At 33.6% G+C, this 18696-nt stretch carries 17 protein-coding genes; 5 read left to right on the forward strand and 12 right to left on the reverse strand.

The features are described from left to right. Positions 1–28: 28 nt before the first annotated feature. The 7 genes from A6I66_RS03535 to A6I66_RS03565 form a co-directional block, all read right to left on the reverse strand. Positions 29–2023, reverse strand: coding sequence for a DUF349 domain-containing protein (locus A6I66_RS03535; RefSeq protein WP_067145676.1), 1995 nt, complete (start codon positions 2021–2023; stop codon positions 29–31). Positions 2024–2278: 255 nt separating this feature from the next. Beyond that, entirely contained in the window at positions 2279–3019 is a 741-nt protein-coding gene (locus A6I66_RS03540; protein ID WP_067145677.1) for a shikimate dehydrogenase family protein, read from the reverse strand. Further along, on the reverse strand, positions 3016–4032 hold the full coding sequence (locus tag A6I66_RS03545; RefSeq protein WP_067145679.1) for a DUF368 domain-containing protein: 1017 nt from the start codon (positions 4030–4032) through the stop codon (positions 3016–3018). The genes A6I66_RS03540 and A6I66_RS03545 overlap by 4 nt, the downstream gene beginning before the upstream one ends. Then, on the reverse strand, positions 4032–4952 hold the full coding sequence (locus A6I66_RS03550) for a DUF368 domain-containing protein (protein WP_067145682.1): 921 nt from the start codon (positions 4950–4952) through the stop codon (positions 4032–4034). The genes A6I66_RS03545 and A6I66_RS03550 overlap by 1 nt, the downstream gene beginning before the upstream one ends. A 50-nt stretch (positions 4953–5002) precedes the next feature. Then, positions 5003–6391, reverse strand: a complete 1389-nt coding sequence (locus tag A6I66_RS03555; RefSeq protein WP_067145684.1) for a tetratricopeptide repeat protein — start codon at positions 6389–6391, stop codon at positions 5003–5005. Positions 6392–6547: 156 nt separating this feature from the next. Next, on the reverse strand, positions 6548–7732 hold the full coding sequence (locus A6I66_RS03560) for an aspartate aminotransferase family protein (protein ID WP_067145688.1): 1185 nt from the start codon (positions 7730–7732) through the stop codon (positions 6548–6550). Between the two features lie 6 nt (positions 7733–7738). After that, positions 7739–9886 (reverse strand): OstA-like protein, encoded by a 2148-nt coding sequence (locus A6I66_RS03565; protein WP_067145690.1) that lies wholly within the window; start codon positions 9884–9886, stop codon positions 7739–7741. Between the two features lie 269 nt (positions 9887–10155). Here A6I66_RS03565 and A6I66_RS03570 point away from each other — a divergent pair, with 269 nt between their 5' ends. From A6I66_RS03570 to A6I66_RS03585, 4 genes are all read left to right on the forward strand, one after another. Then, complete coding sequence (locus A6I66_RS03570) at positions 10156–10386, forward strand: hypothetical protein (RefSeq protein WP_067145692.1); 231 nt, start codon at positions 10156–10158, stop codon at positions 10384–10386. Positions 10387–10392: 6 nt separating this feature from the next. Then, positions 10393–10911, forward strand: coding sequence for a hypothetical protein (locus A6I66_RS03575; protein ID WP_067145693.1), 519 nt, complete (start codon positions 10393–10395; stop codon positions 10909–10911). A gap of 262 nt (positions 10912–11173) precedes the next feature. Beyond that, on the forward strand, positions 11174–11920 hold the full coding sequence (locus A6I66_RS03580) for an alpha/beta hydrolase (RefSeq protein WP_211267534.1): 747 nt from the start codon (positions 11174–11176) through the stop codon (positions 11918–11920). A 42-nt stretch (positions 11921–11962) separates the two neighbouring features. Continuing rightward, positions 11963–12493, forward strand: a complete 531-nt coding sequence (locus A6I66_RS03585; RefSeq protein WP_067145694.1) for a GNAT family N-acetyltransferase — start codon at positions 11963–11965, stop codon at positions 12491–12493. A 143-nt stretch (positions 12494–12636) separates the two neighbouring features. On the opposite strand, the gene A6I66_RS03590 is transcribed toward A6I66_RS03585, so the two are convergent. The 4 genes from A6I66_RS03590 to A6I66_RS03605 all read right to left on the reverse strand — a co-directional run bounded on the left by A6I66_RS03590 (position 12637) and on the right by A6I66_RS03605 (position 17334). Next, positions 12637–13914 (reverse strand): adenylosuccinate synthase, encoded by a 1278-nt coding sequence (locus A6I66_RS03590; protein ID WP_067145695.1) that lies wholly within the window; start codon positions 13912–13914, stop codon positions 12637–12639. Between the two features lie 8 nt (positions 13915–13922). Then, on the reverse strand, positions 13923–14381 hold the full coding sequence (locus A6I66_RS03595; RefSeq protein ID WP_067145697.1) for a Fur family transcriptional regulator: 459 nt from the start codon (positions 14379–14381) through the stop codon (positions 13923–13925). A 28-nt stretch (positions 14382–14409) separates the two neighbouring features. Then, complete coding sequence (locus A6I66_RS03600; protein WP_067145700.1) at positions 14410–16629, reverse strand: RelA/SpoT family protein; 2220 nt, start codon at positions 16627–16629, stop codon at positions 14410–14412. Between the two features lie 129 nt (positions 16630–16758). Further along, on the reverse strand, positions 16759–17334 hold the full coding sequence (locus A6I66_RS03605) for a non-canonical purine NTP diphosphatase (protein ID WP_067145702.1): 576 nt from the start codon (positions 17332–17334) through the stop codon (positions 16759–16761). A 169-nt stretch (positions 17335–17503) separates the two neighbouring features. On the opposite strand from A6I66_RS03605, the gene hpf reads away from it, so the two are divergent. Continuing rightward, positions 17504–17803, forward strand: a complete 300-nt coding sequence (gene hpf / locus A6I66_RS03610) for a ribosome hibernation-promoting factor, HPF/YfiA family (RefSeq protein ID WP_067145704.1) — start codon at positions 17504–17506, stop codon at positions 17801–17803. Between the two features lie 323 nt (positions 17804–18126). Here hpf and rlmH read toward each other — a convergent pair whose 3' ends face one another. Further along, positions 18127–18600 carry a 23S rRNA (pseudouridine(1915)-N(3))-methyltransferase RlmH gene (rlmH, locus tag A6I66_RS03615; protein WP_067145706.1) on the reverse strand — a complete coding sequence of 158 codons (474 nt, stop codon included), beginning with the start codon at positions 18598–18600 and terminating at the stop codon, positions 18127–18129. Positions 18601–18696: the final 96 nt, after the last annotated feature.

Consider the following 18696-nt stretch of genomic DNA (forward strand, 5'->3'; position numbering starts at 1 on the left):
TTAAAATATGTTTAAGAAGAACTCTTTATTAGTAGAGATCCTTAACTTTTCTGAGTTTAGATTTCCATAATTCTAAAGACTCTTCATGAAGTTTAATGTTGTTATGAACCTCCTTAACTAAAGGATTATCATCTTCCACATTAGTGAAAAACTGTAAGTTGTTCTCCAATTGATTAATCTGACTTTTAACTTCGTCGATCTTCTTTCTAATGAATACGCGTTCATTGTCTAAGTTTCTGTTATCATCATCTGCAGCGTTAAGGACATCCAATTTGTTTTCGTACTTAATCATTTCAGCCTCCACCTTATCAAGATCTAAGTTGGACAACAGTTGATCGGTTGCTTTTTGAAACTTAGCATCAATATAACGTTTGTCTTGAGGGACACGACCTAAAGCCTGCCAATCTTTAATTTTCTCTTTAATTAACGCAATACTTTCTGTTTTGTCTTCAGGTAGCTTAAGATCTTTTAAGCTATTTAAAAACTCGTTTTTCTTATTGTAAGCCTCCGTTTGTTCAGCGCTTGCCGCATTTCTTTTAGCATGAATTCTATCAAAATAATAATTACAAGCCGCTTTAAATTGCTTCCAGATTTTATCGCTGTCTTTTCTAGGAACGTGACCAATTTTTTTCCATTCACTTTGAATTTTCTTCATTAATGGCGTCACCGTTTCAAAATCGTCACTTTCCTTATTATCCTCGGCCACCTTAATCAAGTCTAATTTTAATTGAAGGTTGTGGTACTGTTCCTTTTTTAAATCTTTATAAAAGCTATTTTTCTGTCTGTTAAAAGTTCTTACAGCCTCTTTAAACTCTGCCCATGTTTTTTCGTTCACTTTTAAAGGCACTTTTCCGGCATTGAAAAATTCTTCACGTAAGGCTTCAATTTGTTTAATTTTCTTCTGAAGCGTACCATGAGATTTACAACCCGTGGCGCTAATAGCTTTTATTTTTTCAATGATTTCAAGCTTCTTCTCTAGATTCTTTTCGTATACTTTGTCAATTTCTTGGTAATAAGCATGACGTTTGTCGTTAATAATTTTTGTAGCCGCTTTAAAACGCTCCCAGATTTCTTCGCGATGCTCTTGGCCTACAGGACCAAGCTCTTCTTTCCACATTTTATGTAGTTCTTGAAGTTCTCTAAAAGCACGCATCACGTTATCGTCTTTAGATAACTCCTCGGCGCGCTCAATAATTAATAACTTTTTTTCTAGATTATGTTTGAAATCTAAATCACGTAAGTCGCGGTTTAAATGTAAGAAGTCATAAAACAGCTCCACATGGTGGTGGTAGCTATTCCAAGCATTGTTATATTTATCTCTTGGAATCGGACCTGTAGTTCTCCAGCGTTCCTGTAGATCTTTAAAGTGTTTGTAGGTGGTATTAATGTTTTCTTCAACGTTAATTAGTCCTTTTAACTCTTCAATGATCGCTAATTTATCTTCTAAATTTTGTTTTAAGTTTTTCTCTAAACTTTGGTAATGTTCATTAAGTTTTGTGCGGTATACTTTATAGGCATCCTTGTATCTTTTTTGAACAGGAGATGAAAAGTAGAAGTCTATTTCATTACCACCATCATTGATAAAGTCTTCTTTCTTCTCATCAATAATAGATTGTAGTTTTTGCTTAAATTCTGAATTTAAGCTATTAACATGGTTACGAATGGCCTGAATTTTTTCGGTTGAAACAAGGCGTTCCAACTCTATGGCCAAAGCTTCTAACGACATGGTGTCGTACTCTTTAACTTCTATTTTATGACGATCTTTATTTCCTTCATCTTCAGCGTCTTCAGCATTCGATTCGTCAATTTCATTTAAGACTTCATCTTGGTCATCAGCATCAGCTGAATTTTTAATAGTTTCTGATTCAGCACTTTCATTAGCGTCTTCAACAGAATTTACAGTTTCTACTTCAGCATTCGATGTTGATTCCAAGTTTTGATTCTCATTTAATTCTGTAGAATTTTCAATAGAATTAGGTGTATCAACTTCTTCCGGTTTTTGTGATTTCTCGTTGTCAGACATTTTTAAAAATGTTAAGGTTCATCAATTATTTTCGAGTTTAAAGATACTAACAAGTAAAGTATAAACAAAGGACATGCTAGTGTTTTAACTTATTTAACCTTCTTGCGTTTAATCGAAATTTAAATTTTTTTTAGTCAATTGAAACCTTTTTTGAAATGCATAGCAGGGCTATGAATGAAATATGCTAAAAAATGGCCGAAAAAAGACCGTTTTTTAGCATATTTAAAAAGTTTAACCTGTTGAATTATAGATGATTTAATAAAGATCCCAAATCGACCAAGATTTTTCGGCTTGTAGTTTTAGCATATTAGCGCCGTTTATAATAGTGGCGCCATTTTTTTTGCCATGACCCAAAAATGTCGTTTGTTCTGGATTGTAAATTAAATCGAAAAGAATATGGTTTTCACCTATACCTTGGTAAGGAATGTTCGGACAGTCTTCTATATCTGGGAAGGTTCCTAGCGGCGTACAGTTGATAATAACTTCATGATTTTTAACATCATTTTCCGTTAGGGTATCGTATGAAAATTGTACGTGATTGGATAGTTTTCTAGAGACATAAGCGTATTCAATTCCCAATTCTTTAAGACTATAGGCTACAGCTTTACTAGCGCCTCCTGTACCTAAAATTAAGGCCTTTTTATGATGTGGTTTCACAAAAGGTTCTAAGGTTTTTTTAAACCCATAACAGTCGGTATTGTATCCTATAAGTTTTCCTTTTTTGGTGATTCGTATCGTGTTAACAGCACCTATGGCTTTGGCTTTTTTGTTAATTTTATCAAGGTAGGGCATAACGTCTTCCTTATATGGAATGGTAACGTTTAAGCCTTTTAAATTTGGGGTGTTTTTTATGATATCTGGAAAATTTTTAATGTCTTCGATATCGAAATTTTCATAAGATGCATCTGTAATGGCTTCGTTTTCAAATTTTTCTTTGAAGTATGCTCTGGAAAATGAATAAGAAATATTTTTTCCTAATAATCCTAGTTTGTTCATGTGGTTTTTCTAGTTTTTTGTCCGTACCACTCTAATCCTAAAACAATGGCAATGCCTAAAATGATAAAGGTTAAGGCCAAGTAGGTTTCGGTATGAAGTTCTGGTATATAACGGTGGTAATTGTGTACAATATGTTGTCCTTTGGAGTCTTTTAACAAATGCCCGCTTTCATGCGTTCTATAGACGGTTTCTTTCCAAGGCCAAACCACGCCAAGTGACCCCACAATAAATCCGATAATAGAAGAAAGGGTGATGCTTTTATAGCGTTTTAAAATATAACTTAAAAGGTGTGAAAAGGAAACCAAACCGGTTATTGAACCAGCAGTAAAAACGGCCAATATTTTAAGCATTCTAATGCGTTTGGCATTTTCAACAAAACTGAAATCACCAGTAATAATTTCTGAAGCGGTATCGTATAGTGCATTAACTGAATCTACTAATAGTAGCACGTAATTACCTAAAAGGATGAGGATAAAGGATCCAGAAAATCCGGGTAAGGTCATGCCGGATACACTAATGATGCCGCAGAAAAACACAAACCACAGGTTGTCATTTTCTTTAGCAGGATTTAAAAAACTAATACTTAAACCAATGATTATACCTATACCAAGAGAAAGGTAGGTTTTAGAATTCCAATCGTCAAAATCTTTGTAAATGTAATAAATGGATCCGATAATCATGCCGAAGAATACGCTCCAAACATACAACTCATAATGCTTAATAAGAAAATCCAATACTTTGGAAATACTGAAATAGCTAATAAGCATACCAAGAAAAAGCAAGCTTAAAAAACGCCCATTGATATAATGGAAAAAGCTTTTATAGCGTCCATTAAAGAGGAGTCCAAAAGCCTTTTTATTCACCTTTTTTAAGGAATAAATAAATTCTTCATAAAAGCCAGCTACAAAGGCAACAACACCACCAGAAACTCCAGGCACCTTATTGGCAGCGCCCATACCTAATCCTTTTAGAACTAGAAAAAGTTTATCGGTGAATGTTCTGGTACTTTGCATTACTGTTTTTTAGAACCTAATTTTTCAAGAATAAAAATAGTTAAAAATCCTAGAATCATTAAACCTACGGCTAAAAGCACATAATTATCGCCTTCAAAATTAAAAGGAGAAATGCTTTCTTGAAGTAAAGGTGTTTTTATGCCTTTCGAGCTGTTATGCCAAGTAAGCGTGTTTTTCCATGGCCATACTTTGTTTAAAGAGCCAAAAATAAAACCTGTTAAAACGGCTAATGTCACGTTATGGTAGTGTTTAAAGAGCCATTTTAATACATGACTAAAGCTAAGTAATCCAATTACTGCACCAGAGCCAAAAATGATTATTTTTTTGATATCGATATCGTGAATCGCATCACTTAAGGTTTTGTATGCGCCTAGAATGATTAAAATAAACGAACCTGAAATTCCTGGTAGAATCATAGCACAAATGGCAAGGGCACCAGCAAAGAATAAAAATAGGGAACTATCATTAGTGCCTAGAGAAGGCATTTTACTAATATAAAAAGCAACTGATGCTCCTAAAATAAGAGCTATAATAGTGGCTGCATTCCATTTGGTAATTTGTTTTCCAACAAAATAAATGCTTGCAAGTATGAGACCGAAAAAGAAGGACCATATTAAAATAGGGTAATAAATAAGGAGGTAGCTTGCCAGTTTCATGAAAGTCACAAAACTGATTATAATACCTGTTAAAAGGGCTAAAATAAAATTGCCATTAAGCTGCGTCCAAAAGGCCTTAAAACCTTTACTGAATAGTGTTTTAAAAAGGGATGCATTAACATTGCTTATCGTGGAAATTAACTCTTCATAAATTCCAGAAATAAAAGCGATTGTTCCTCCAGAAACCCCTGGAACGGCATCGGCAGCCCCCATAGCTAACCCTTTAAATGTAATGATTAAGTAGTCACTAAAACGTCGTTGCATAGTCGGTTTTTTAAGAAAACCAAAGGTATACAATTTAATTAAAGGATGTGTTACAGATTTGTTTTAAGTATTTTCTTTACCAACCGTTTATTAGAAACTTTTGGAAACAATTCATCAATAATAAAATAGTATTCATGATTGTGTTTTAGGCCGTTTTTTAAATGAAAACTCCCCTTGTCATTTTCGTTTAATTGAAAATATAAGCCTGCCAATCGGTATTCAATCTCGGCATTTTCCGGATAAAACTCTATGGCTTGTTCGAAGTTATATATGGCTGCTTCAGCTTCACCTAATTTTATTAGTAAATCGCCACGTGATAACCAGGTGTTTAACTCGTAATTTCCTAATTCTAAGGTTTTTTTGTATCCTCTTTCGGCTTCTTCAAAGAAATTTAGCCTGTGGTTAATTTGTGAATAAAGCTTCCAATACGTCACATTTTCAGAATCGATATTTATCGCTTTATTTATATAATATAAGGCTTTTTGGTAGTCGTTCTTTTTTTTGTAAAACTTCGTAATGGCTATCCACCCTTTATCTAATAAAGGATCCTCATGAACGGTTCTGTCATAATATTGAAGCGCTAACTCATGGTTCCCTAATTGTTCGTAGCAGTTTCCAATTCGCAGTAATGCAAAAGAAGTAGGGTCGTCTAGAGTTAACGTAATCGTATAATTTTCAATGGCATCTTTAAAACGTTTTAGTTTTTCTAAAACTTTTCCACGCTCTAAATAGGCGCCAACAAAAGTATCATCGGAAATGATGGCAAAGTCGTAAGCTGCTAAAGCTTTTTTATAATCTTTTAAAAGATAATATTGTTTACCTAACTGGTGCCAAGCGACTTCACAGTATGGATTTTTATCTAAAAATAGGTTTAAATATGAAATGGCATCTTCATGCTGATTTAAAAATTCAAAGCAATAAATGATGTTATATAAAGCCGAGTAATCTTCCAGATCGGATTCTAAACATTTCATGAAGTAAACTTTAGCTTCTTCAAAATTGTCTAAAAATAAATATTCCATTCCTATAAGGGAATAAAGGTCTATAACATCATCGGTAAGTTCTAGTGCCTTTTTTAAAACAGAAATAGCCTGTTTATGATCATCTTGTTTAGAAAAAATATTGGCTTTTTGAATGTAGATTTCCTCGTTATTAGGATCTAAACTGTACAATTCACTTAATAAGGTGTCGGCTTCTATGAGTTTGTCTTCGAAAACAAATATTTCAACTTTAAAAAGCCTTAAGTTGATGGAAGTTGGATGTTGATCTAATCCTAACTTAATAGCTTTCTTTGCCAATGCTATTTTACCCTGATTAAGATAATGATGAATGATGTTTTCAAATTCTTCAGAATCAAAGAATAAAACATGATTTGTTTTTAACATCGATTCAAACTTGGTAAGCGGCAAATTATTGTTGTCATCCTGACTAAACTCCATAAGCACATTTGTGAGGTTCAACTTTATTAAAGTTACTATTCTATTTAAAGGTTAGTCGTAAAAGGACTAAATGTTTTCAACAAAGTAATCAACAAAGGTCGTGTTTCGTCGAATATTTATTTGTTTGTGATTGATAATCAAATGGTTAAATTTTGGTCAAGAAGACTGAATTTCATCAAGAATGTCTAAAATCACCTGACATCCTTCAATTATTTCTTCATTTGAAACCGTTAAAGGCGGGGTAATTCTTACTGCTTTAGGCTCAAAAAGTAGCCAGAACAAGATTAATCCTCGGTCTTGAGCGGTTAAAATCAGCTGGTTTACAATGTCAGACGTTGGTAAAATTAAGGCTAACATAAGGCCTTTTCCTCTTATTTCTGAAATTAATGGGTGTACCAAATGCTTTTTAAAAAGGGCTTCTTTTTCTAAAGCTTCAGCCATTAAATTGGTTTCTGTAATTTCCTTTAAAGTCGCTAAAGCTGAAGCTGCAATTACGGGATGCCCTCCAAACGTCGTAATATGACCAAGCTTGGGTTTATCTTGTAATAAATCCATAAGGGCACTAGACGCGGTAAAGGCTCCTATGGGCATGCCGCCTCCAAGGCCTTTTCCCGACACGATAATATCTGGAACACAGTTGTAGTTTTCAAATCCGAAAAGTTTTCCTGTACGGCCGATACCAGGCTGAATTTCATCTAAAATTAAAAGGGCTCCAACCTCATGGCATCGTGCTCTAACTTTAGCTAAGTAATCATCTTGAGGCTCAATAAATCCAGCGCCACCCTGAATGGTTTCTAAAATCACACAAGCTGTTTTAGATGTGATTAGATTTAAATCAGCTTCATCATTAAACTGAATGAATCTGACATCAGGAATTAAAGGTCTGAAAGCTTGTTTACGCTCTTCATAACCCATAACACTCATAGACCCCATGGTATTGCCGTGATAAGCGGTTTTTGCAGCTATAAATTCGCTGCGTCCCGTAGCGCGTCTAGCTAGTTTCAAGGCGCCTTCAATAGCTTCTGTTCCCGAGTTGGTTAAATAGGTTTTCTCGAAAGGAGCGGGTAGGTGATTAGCGATAAGTTTGGTCAGTTCCACGGCGGGTTGCTGTGCGTATTCACCGTAAACCATGACGTGCATGTATTTGTCCAGTTGCGTCTTAATGGCACTAACCACTTTAGGGTGGTTATGACCTAATGGGCAAGCTGAAACTCCAGCAACAAAATCTAAATACCTTTTGTTAGCGATATCATAAATATACGAGCCAGAAGCATGCGAAACTTCCATCGCTAGGGGATGTGTTGAGGTTTGCGCTTGGTATTTAAAAAAATCTGAAATCATATACTTTTATTCCTTTTTTACTTCAATAACTTTTGCGCCCCACATGTATATGGTGTCGTCGGTTTGAATATCACTAATTAAACATCGCAACTTGCTGCCGTCTGCCTTTTTAGTGCCCGTTAGGGTATATTCCTTCCAGTCATCAGTAAGGTTGATAACTAGGGTGTTATAAACGGCATAATCTTTATCCGCTCTTTGAAAACGTAGTCTTGTTTTTCCTTTGCCTTTCATCCAAATTGAGAATTTGAAAGTACCTTCGGTATGGCTTAATACTTGATAAATATGACCGTCGCTTTCTCCTAGCCCCGTAATTTCATCGGCGACACTTTTACCGTCAGGCGTTGCCATGGAGCTAATGTTTGCTTTAACTGCCGATTTAAACCATCTTGGATGCTCAAATTCATTAGGGTATTCAATCAAGTTTTTTGACTCATGGTCAATAGGAATATTTCTAGCAGCTTTATTATGATGAGGTTCCCCTTTTCCTGCTAATTTTATGCGCTCCAACATGTCTTGATCAAAGAATTGACCCGATGGTATATAATCTTCGAGGCCTTTAATAACAGGTAATTCCAACGGAGGGTCGTCACTAAAAAGATCTTCTACGCTTTTGGGGCGTTCCTCTTCACGCCAATCGAAACCCTTGAGGCGTTTGTCTTTTTGAGGGTATTTCGATTCCGGAATTAAATCGCCGTCTACTTGGTTAAATCTGGAATATTCTTCAATATCGCCTTCAGCAAATAATATTTTAATACTTCCCGACTTGGCTTTATCAATCCCTATAAGTTCTTGGTTTTCATTACGTGCGTAGAATATGGATTCGGCATTTTTAATGATGTTAACCTCTCTTAAAACATTTTCATCATTAAATAACCCCACCAGTCTTAAGCCGTAAATTTGGTTGTAACCATCTGTGCTTAAAGTGTCTTTGCTAATAATGAAAGCATGGTTAAAAACTAAAAGTGAATCTATTTTTTCTGTTTTATTATTTGAAATTAAATGAATGGTATCACCGGTCATTTGGTTTTCGAAATTCCATAAGACGGGTTTACGTGCTTTTGCAAATTTATCGCCAGCCGATAGCCTCGGAATGTTTATTAATTTGGTGATCCCTGTTTTTTGATTCGCATAAATAGAATCTGATTTCCCTGTAATATCCGATTTAAAAAGTTTGGCGTTATAGTAAGCATTCACAATACGATTATCGGGTTTTCCGGTAACCATAATTTTATCGGCGTGCATGAACACAGAATCTTTTTCTTGAACGGTTATGGCTAAGGCTCGTTTGGTAATAAAAAGGGAGTCTTTTGCCTTGTAAACTTCGGCATAATGCCCTTTTATCACACTTTTATTGAGGGTGTCTGTTACTTTGATGTTATTGGTTGCTGATGCAAAGTTTTGATTGTTATCAAAATATAAACTGTCTCCTTCAATAATTCTATGGTCGTAATCTATTCTCGCATTTTTAATGGCGTATCCGACTTCTAATTTAGTGTCATAAAATCCTTTTTCACAATAGGTTTTACTGGTTTCAGTGGTGATGGTGGAAGGTCCAAAAAGATATGCAAAGCCTGTATCGGAATAAAAATCGAAGTAATCAGAATTGATAGTTGATTCTTTATTAACTAAAACCACATCTTTTACAAATTGGTATTTTTTGATATCCATGTAATATCTACCAATTTTACTGGTAATTGTACCAGACGAATCTTTTACAACTTTACCGCCATTTCTATAAAAAGCTTGTTGTTTTACACGATCAAAGTAAAGGGTGTCTGAAGAAATAGTAGAATTCGGATCTGTTAAAACCACATCACCACTAGCAAAAGCAAGTTCGGTTATACCACTATACTCCACATATTTGGATGTCATATTAATGGTGTCGCCTTGTTTTACAGAAACATTACCATAAGCTTCAACAAAATTTTCTTCACCGTAGTGAATGGCTTTGTCGCACCACATGTTGGAGCCGCCATGAATTATATGAACTTGCTGCTTGTCGTCACGGGTTAGAACCTTCGCGCCGGGATAATTTTCTTCGTCTATGGTGAGTTTACCAGCGTACTCAATTTGAATTTTGCGTTTCTCTTGAGCGTTATTCACCGAAACAAAACAAACAATTAATAATAATAGTAAGACTTGAAGTTTATTCAAAGTATAAAAAATTTGTCGCAAAAATAACGATTAAAAAAATGATTTATGATATGGAATCTAAAAACGCTTCAAAAATTATGAAGCATTCTAAAATTAATAAATATGATCACTTTGAATAATGCCATATGTTTTATATTATCGTTTGTTGTATAAGTGTAAGAACAAAAAATGAATTTTAAACTTCAATCTCTATTAGTATTAGTTGCAACAATAATAATTATCATAGATATATAACATTTCCTTAAGAGGGAGATATTTATGAAATAAAATTGGATAAAAAAGGAGATGATACCTCTTCTTTTTATACCATATATAAAGATAAGGACTACAGTAAAGATTCCGTATTTGTTTTTAGAACAGAATATGGTTTAAATCAAAAGGAAAAACTTAACTTATTGAATAAACAAGGACTATTTGATAAAAAAATAAAGTCATTTTCTAAATATGAAATCCAAAAATCATTAAATACTAAATATGTAATAAGAATACAACGTAACTAGAACGCAATGGTAAAAAAAATTATAATTTTAAGTGTCTTTTTAAACATTTCACTTATTTATTCTCAAAAACTAAAAACAATAGAACATGAAAAGTACGAAATTAAAGTGCCTGAAAATTGGGAAGAAAATAAAATGTTTTATTCAAATTCACTAAGTTTAACAATTATGAAGCCTAAATCTGATAGCGATATGAATCCTGTTGAAGCAATTGGAGTTAAGCATGTTAAATCAAAAGAAAGCAGTTTTGAAGGTGGTTACATAGAATACATTTCATTCTTAAAAGGATATTATAAAGAAAATTTTAAAATTCTTGAAACCGAGAATTTAACTTCAAACAATTACCCAATTAGAAAGTTAATTGTAGAAACAAAAAGCAGAATAAATGGGAAAAAGAGGAGGAATATAATGGTGTATAGTTTTAAGGATAATGAATCAATGATGCTCACATTAACGGGAACAAAGGAAAATTTTGACTGTAACTTAGACTTGTATGCAAAAGTTTATGAATCTTGGAAAATAAAATAAACTATAGCCGAAAAGTAAAAAATATTGGTGATTTAGTGCTAATAAAATGTGGTTTCATATTTGATACTTCAGATATTATTGCTAAAAATTTTTGAACGTAAACCCATAACTATCCTTGTAAATATCGGATGAGTATCACTATAATGCCTAGAAAATGGAACGAATTTTTATTAAAAGTATCAAAATAATCGGAAGTCTACTTATCCTGTTTTATCTGGGTGTATGTATATGGTTCTATTATAATCAAGGTTCTTTTATTTTCATGAATCCAGTAAAACTACCTAACAATTTAAAATACGATTTTCAAGGCAATTTTGAGGAAATTAATTTTGATGTAGAGGACAGTATTAAGATCAATTCTTTATTATTTAAATCAGAAATACAACCTTCTAAAGGAGTCATTCTCACTTTAAAGGGAGCTGGAGGAAATATTTCAAATCAAAATGAAGTAGCAAAAATATACAATGACGAAGGTTTCGATTTTTACGTCATGGATTATAGAGGGTATGGAAAAAGTCAAGGTTGTTATAATAATGACTTACAAATGTATAAGGATGGCCAAGCAGCTTATGATATTTTATTAGAAAGGGGGTATAAGGAAGATGAAATCATTATTATCGGTGTTTCATTAGGTTCTGGAGTAGCAAGTTATCTCGCTGCAAATAATAGTCCGAGTCAACTTATCCTGATTTCACCTTATAAAAGCATGAAGGACTTGGCAAAAAACCTAACGTTACCAAAACTCAAATATTTACGGTACTTACCGACAGATTTGTTATTGCGATATAACTTGGATAATGCGGAACATATAAAAAAGGTAAAAGCACCGGTCACAATTTTTCATGGTACAGCAGATAGGCTCATATATTACGGCTCATCATTAAAGCTTAAAGATTGTTTTAAACCAGCAGATACATTAATTACTATAAAAGATGGAATACATAGAGGTTTTGGTGGTAGGCCTGATGTGCTTGAAGGTATTAGGGAGATAATAAATGGACAAAAATAAGGGAATCTCCTAAGGTTTTTTAAAAATAAACAAAACTATGAAATGAAAATTTTTGAAACTGAAAGATTAATTATTAGAAGTTTAGAAAAATCGGATAAAAAATATTTTGCTGAACTTTTTACTGATTCAAGAGTTTTAGAGCTAATTCCACAGAAGGCATTTACGGATAAACAAATAACAGAACGATTTGAAAAAAGCCTGAATATAAATTTAAATGATTTAAGTAAACGGAAGTGTTCTTGTGGCATATTTATAAAAGGTAAAACCGAATTGATAGGACTTGCTCTATTTCTAATAAATGATGCCGATGAAAAAGAATTAGGTTATCGTTTTAGAGAAGCTTATTGGGGAAATGGATACGGTGCAGAAACGACCAAAGGGATGTTGAAATATTATTTCGAGGAAATGAAAGAAAGTAAAGTTACGGCTGATGTTAATATAGCCAATGTTGCTTCGGTGAAGATTTTAAACAAGTTTATGAAGCCTGTATATGAATTTTTTAATGAAAGAGATAATTGTACGGATAGAAGGTATGAACTCGAAAAAAGGATCTGGCTAGAATATCATAACTAATTAATACTTAAGACATGGATTTTAGTTAATGTGAGTAAAGAGAAAATGAGGGTACTTGGGGAAAAATATTAAGCAAAGAGCAGGTATAAAAAAAGACCACATTTAATGTGGTCTTTCATGTATTTTAAAATGTATCAACGCTACTATTTCTGTCTAAAAATAGTTTGTTTTCTGTCTGGTCCAACAGATACAATAGTAATAGGCGTTTCTAATTCTTTTTCTAAAAATTCGATGTAGTCGTTTAGAGCTTTTGGCATTTGAGAAGCTTCAGACATTTCTGTTAAATCTTCATTCCAACCACTAAATTCGGTATAAACAGGTTCTACATTTTCTGGTTCTATGTTATATGGAAGATGCGATATTTCTTCACCTTTATATTTGTAAGCTGTACATACTTTTAAGGTTTTAAAACCAGAAAGCACATCACCTTTCATCATCATTAATTGAGTAACCCCATTAACTTGACAAGCATATTTTAAAGCTACAAGGTCTAACCAACCGCAACGTCTTGGTCGTCCTGTAGTAGCTCCAAATTCATTTCCAACTTTGGCCATAGTCGCTCCATCTTCATCAAAAAGTTCGGTAGGGAATGGGCCAGATCCAACACGTGTGGTGTAAGCTTTAAAAATACCAAAAACTTCTCCAATTTGGTTCGGCGCAACACCTAAACCTGTACAAGCACCAGCAGCAGTTGTATTACTAGATGTTACAAACGGATAAGTTCCGAAGTCGATATCTAATAATGAACCTTGAGCACCTTCAGCAAGAATGGATTGTCCAGATTTTTGAGATTGGTATATATATTCTTCAGAATCGATAAATTTTAAAGATTTTAAAACTTCAACAGCTTTAAAAAATTCAACTTCTAACTCATCTAAGTTGTATTCTAATTCAACATTGTAAAATTTAATCATTGACTCGTGTTTATCAGCCAATGCTCTGTATCGTTCTTTCCAGTCGCTTAATTCTAAATCACCAACACGAATACCGTTTCTTCCAGTTTTATCCATGTATGTTGGGCCAATTCCTTTAAGAGTCGATCCAATTTTAGCTTTACCTTTTGAAGCTTCACTAGCAGCATCTAATAAACGATGCGTAGGTAAAATGATATGTGCTTTTCTTGAAATAAGTAATGATTTTCTATAATCAACGTCTTGTTCTTCAAGTTTATCAAGTTCACCTTTAAAAATTACAGGGTCTATAACAACGCCGTTTCCTACTAAATTGGTAGCGTTATCATGGAAAATTCCTGAAGGAATAGTATGTAAAACATGTTTTTTACCGTTAAAAACTAGAGTGTGTCCTGCATTTGGACCACCTTGAAAACGAGCTATAATATTATAGTTTGTGGTAAGAACGTCAACAATCTTTCCTTTGCCTTCGTCTCCCCATTGTAATCCTAGTAGTAAGTCTACCGCCATTGTGAATATTAGTTATTTGTTGTTGATTTTCTATTTCCGTAAAAATAGAGTGAGTGGTTGTTAATTTTAATATCGAAAACTTCTTCAATAGTTTTTTTGATCGATTCAATTCTAGGGTCACAAAACTCTATCACTTCACCGGTATCGGTTAAAATAACATGGTCGTGTTGTCTATCGAAGTATGATTTCTCGTAATGGGCTTGGTTTTGTCCGAATTGATGTTTTCTTACCAAACCACATTCTAAAAGTAGTTCTATAGTGTTATAAAGTGTTGCGCGAGACACGCGGTACTTTTTGTTTTTCATATTAAGATATAGAGACTCTATATCAAAATGTTCTTCACTATTATATATTTCCTGCAATATAGCATAACGTTCTGGCGTTTTACGGTGCCCGTTATTTTCTAAAAAGCTCGTAAAAACATTTTTTACGATATCCTGATTTTTTGTATCCGATTTTGCATTCATAATTTCCGTGTGCAAATTTACACATTTTTTACACTCTAGTAACCTTATCTATACCATTAATTTTTTTTAGTTTTTCAAGAATCTTTTTAATAATGGTGTTGTTTTTTACTACAAGGTTGATTTTTCCAGAGAACAAACCGTCCTCGCTTTCAAAACTAATGCTTTTCATATTAACATGCATATTTTCTGAAACGATGGTAGTAATTTCGTTAACAAGGCCGATATGGTCTATTCCCGTGAGCTTAATTTGCGCCATAAATTCTTGCTGGGTGGAATCTACCCATTTGGCGGTCATGATGCGGTAAGCGTAGTTAGACTGTAGACTTAAGGCATTCGGACAGTTTTTTTTGTGTACTTTAATGCCTTCGGAAACGGTTAAAAAGCCAAAAACACTATCTCCAGGGATTGGGTTGCAACAATTAGCGAGTTTGTAATCCAGTTTTTCAGCTTCTTTTCCAAAAACTAGTGAATCGTAATTCGTTGTAACCTCATTTTTCTCTAATTCTTCTTTAGTAATATTCGCTTTTCTGGTAATTTTACTCTTAATGAAAGACATTAAAGCATTACTACGCGAAGCTGCAAAGTTTTTAATCATGACATTGTCTATAGAGCCAATGCCTACACGATAAAACAAATCTAAACTCGTTTTTAGCTTAAAGTATCTAACAAGTTCATTAATTGTTTTTTCGTTAAGTGTAATTTTTAATTGTTTTAGTTTACGACGTAAAATTTCTTTACCGTCTTCGCCAACACGTTTTCGGTCTTCTTTTAAAGCCGATTTTATTTTCCCTCTAGCTCTTGCTGTTGTCGCATAATCGAGCCAGTTCGGATTTGGTTTAGCACTTTCGGAAGTTAATATTTCAACTTGGTCTCCAGTTTCAAGCACATGACTTAAGGTTACCAGTTTTCCGTTTACCTTAGCACCTCTTGTTTTCATGCCAATTTCGGTATGAATACTAAAGGCAAAATCTAAAGAAGTAGCGCCTTTTGGGAGCGATTTTAAATCCCCATTAGGGGTGAAAACAAATATTTCTTGAGAATAAAGATTGAGTTTAAACTGCTCAACAAAATCAACAGCATTAATTTCAGGACTTTCAAGGGCTTCTTGAAGCCTGTTAATCCAAGTTTCTAAACTATCTTCTTTCTCGGTGTTGTTTTTGTATTTGTAGTGAGCAGCATAACCTTTTTCTGCAATTTCGTTCATACGTTCACTACGCACCTGTACTTCAACCCAACGTCCTTTAGGACCCATAACGGTAATGTGAAGCGCTTCGTAACCCGTGGTTTTTGGCGATGTAATCCAATCGCGTAAACGCATGGGGTTAGGTCGAAAATGATCGGTAACTATAGAATAGATTTTCCAAGCCTGAAACTTTTCATCAGCGGGCTCGCTTTTGTATATGATTCTAATGGCAAACTTATCATATACTTCATCAAAAGAAACCCCTTGATTAAGCATTTTCTTTCTGATGGAGAAGATAGACTTTGGTCGCCCTTTTATAGAATATTCAAACTTTTCTTTGTCTAAAGCATTTTTAATAACCTCGCTAAATTGCTCAATATAAAGATCTTGTTCTTCTTTGCTTTCTTTTATTTTAAGAAGAATATCGTTATAAACATCGGGTTCTGTATACTTTAAACTTAAGTCTTCAAGTTGTGTTTTTATGTTGTATAACCCAATACGATGCGCTAATGGCGCGTAAATGTATAAGGTTTCTGATGCAATTTTATCCTGTTTATCAGGACGCATGGAATCCATGGTTTGCATGTTGTGAAGTCGGTCTGCAATCTTAATAATAATAACACGAACGTCATCATTAAGCGTTAAGAGCATTTTACGAAAGTTCTCGGCTTGTAACGACACATCCATGTCTTTTTCTTTACTAAGCGAAGAAATCTTAGTAAGGCCTTCAACAATGCGGGCTATGGTTTTACCAAAGCGGTTTTCAATATCTTTAATTTCATAATCGGGACTGTCTTCAACAACATCGTGAAGTAAAGCCGCGGCAATAGAGGTGGCGTCTAATCCAATTTCTTGCGCCACAATTTTAGCCACAGCAATAGGGTGGAAGATGTAAGCTTCTCCCGATTTTCTACGCTGATTTTTATGCCCATCTAAGGCAACTTCAAAAGCACTTCTAATTAATTTTTTATCGTCACTGGTAAGTGTGGTATAACTAACTTTCAGTAGCTCCTTGTAAGCCTTAGCAATAGTGGCATTCTCTTTTTCAATGGCTTCCTCTGTCATAATTTAAAAGTAACATAAAGAATATTAACAGGCAACCTGCGTTTCGTTTTTTTAAACATTCTAAAACAAAATGTGTTTAAAATGGAATAATAATGATATTTAGGGTTAAAAAAACGATGATTTTCTAATTTATTTTTGGTTTAAAAAGGCCACTAATAGCGCAACAGCTTTGCCACGATGCCCAATACTGTTTTTAAGCGATAGCGGCATCTGGGCAAATGTTTCAGTGTATCCTTCTGGTTTAAAAATAGGATCGTAACCAAAACCTTGGCTTCCCATTTTAATATCTGTAATTTCCCCTTTACAAATTCCAGTGAAATTTTGTAAAGTATCATTTATATGCAATGCGATTACAGTTTTGAACTGGGCGTTTCTGTTAGATTTATCTTGTAGCTCGTTTAAAAGTTTGTCCATATTATCCTGGTCATTCTTTTGTTCGCCAGCATATCTTGCGGAATATACACCTGGCGCACCGTTTAGTGCTTCAACTTCTAAACCTGTATCGTCTGCAAAACAGTCATAGCCATAGTTGTCTTTAATGTAATTTGCTTTTTGAGAGGCATTACCTTCTATGGTGTTTTGTGTTTCTGGAATATCCTCGGTACAACCAATATCGGTTAAACTTAGTAAGGTGATATGACTTGGAATCAAAGCTTGAACTTCTTTGATTTTATTTTTATTGTTGGTTGCAAAAACGAGTTTCATAATAACTAGGATTTTAAACTTTCAAAAATACTATTATATCATATGAAATGAAAGCAGGCTGTATTTATTCTAATGAAAATTTTAATAGCATTTTATGATTTTTGTTGTGTTCACTTTTTTCTAAAACTCGTATCTTCGGAGGGATATTAATACTTAAAAGAGAACGATTATGACAGTAAATTTTCAATATGTAGGCGTAGATGTAAGTGAGACACTTTCACAATTCACAAAAGAGAAATTAGAGAAAATATTTAATAGATACGAATTTTTAATAAGTGCAGAGGTACATTTTAAACAAGATGAAAAGGATCATGATTTAGGTAAAATTTGCAATATTGAATTGAGTTTACCAGGCCCTAGAATTTTTGCAACTTCTAATGAACGTAATTTTGAAGTATCAGTAAGAGAAACCATTAGCGATTTAGAGCGTCAGCTTAAAAAGAGAAAGGAAATTTATAAAACACATTAGAATTGACATGAGAATGACGGAAGACAGATGACGGAAGACAGATGACGGATGACTGATGCCGAAAGCTATAAATTTAAAAAGATGATTAATACCTAGTTTTTAATCATCTTTTTTTTTGTTTTAAGAAGTCCGATAAACTGAAAACTGTTACTAATAACTAATTTTATAAATCCGAGTTTGCCTGATAACTGGGACTGTGACTGAAAACTAATATAGTCACACCCGAGTAATTACTGAAAACCGCGACCGCGACTGAAAACTAAACATTACCACACCCGAGTAATCACTGCAAACTGAGACTGAAAACTGAAAGCTTATTATAATCATCGATGATGATAAGGTTCGTTTCTTAATATGGTGAATCCTCTATACAATTGCTCAATAAAAAACAGACGAATCATTTGATGCGAAAAAGTCATTTTTGATAGTGATATTTTTCCTTGCGCTTTTTCATAAACCTCCTCTGAAAAACCGTAAGGGCCCCCAATTACAAACACCAATTGTTTTATACCCGAATTCATATGCTTTTGTAGATACTCTGAAAACTTTACAGAATCATATTGCTTACCTTGCTCATCAAGCAAAATCAAGGCGTCTGTAGTATTTATCTTGCTAAGTATCAGCGCGCCTTCCTTCTTTTTTTGCTGATCTTCACTTAAATTCTTAGAATTTTTAATGTCTGGAATAACCTCTAAATTAAACTTAATGTAGAAACTTAATCGTTTGATATACTCGTTAATTAAATGCGTAAGTTGTTTATTATCAGTTTTTCCAATGGTAATCAGCTTGATGGTCATATTGTAAGTTTTTTCTAATTATTTTATTAATAATGCATTAAAATAAGACTTAAATAAAAATTTCGTAAATGTAAAATTTAATAAAGTGAATCTATT

Origin of the sequence: Pseudotamlana agarivorans (assembly GCF_001642835.1) — a bacterium.
Lineage (GTDB): Bacteria > Bacteroidota > Bacteroidia > Flavobacteriales > Flavobacteriaceae > Pseudotamlana > Pseudotamlana agarivorans.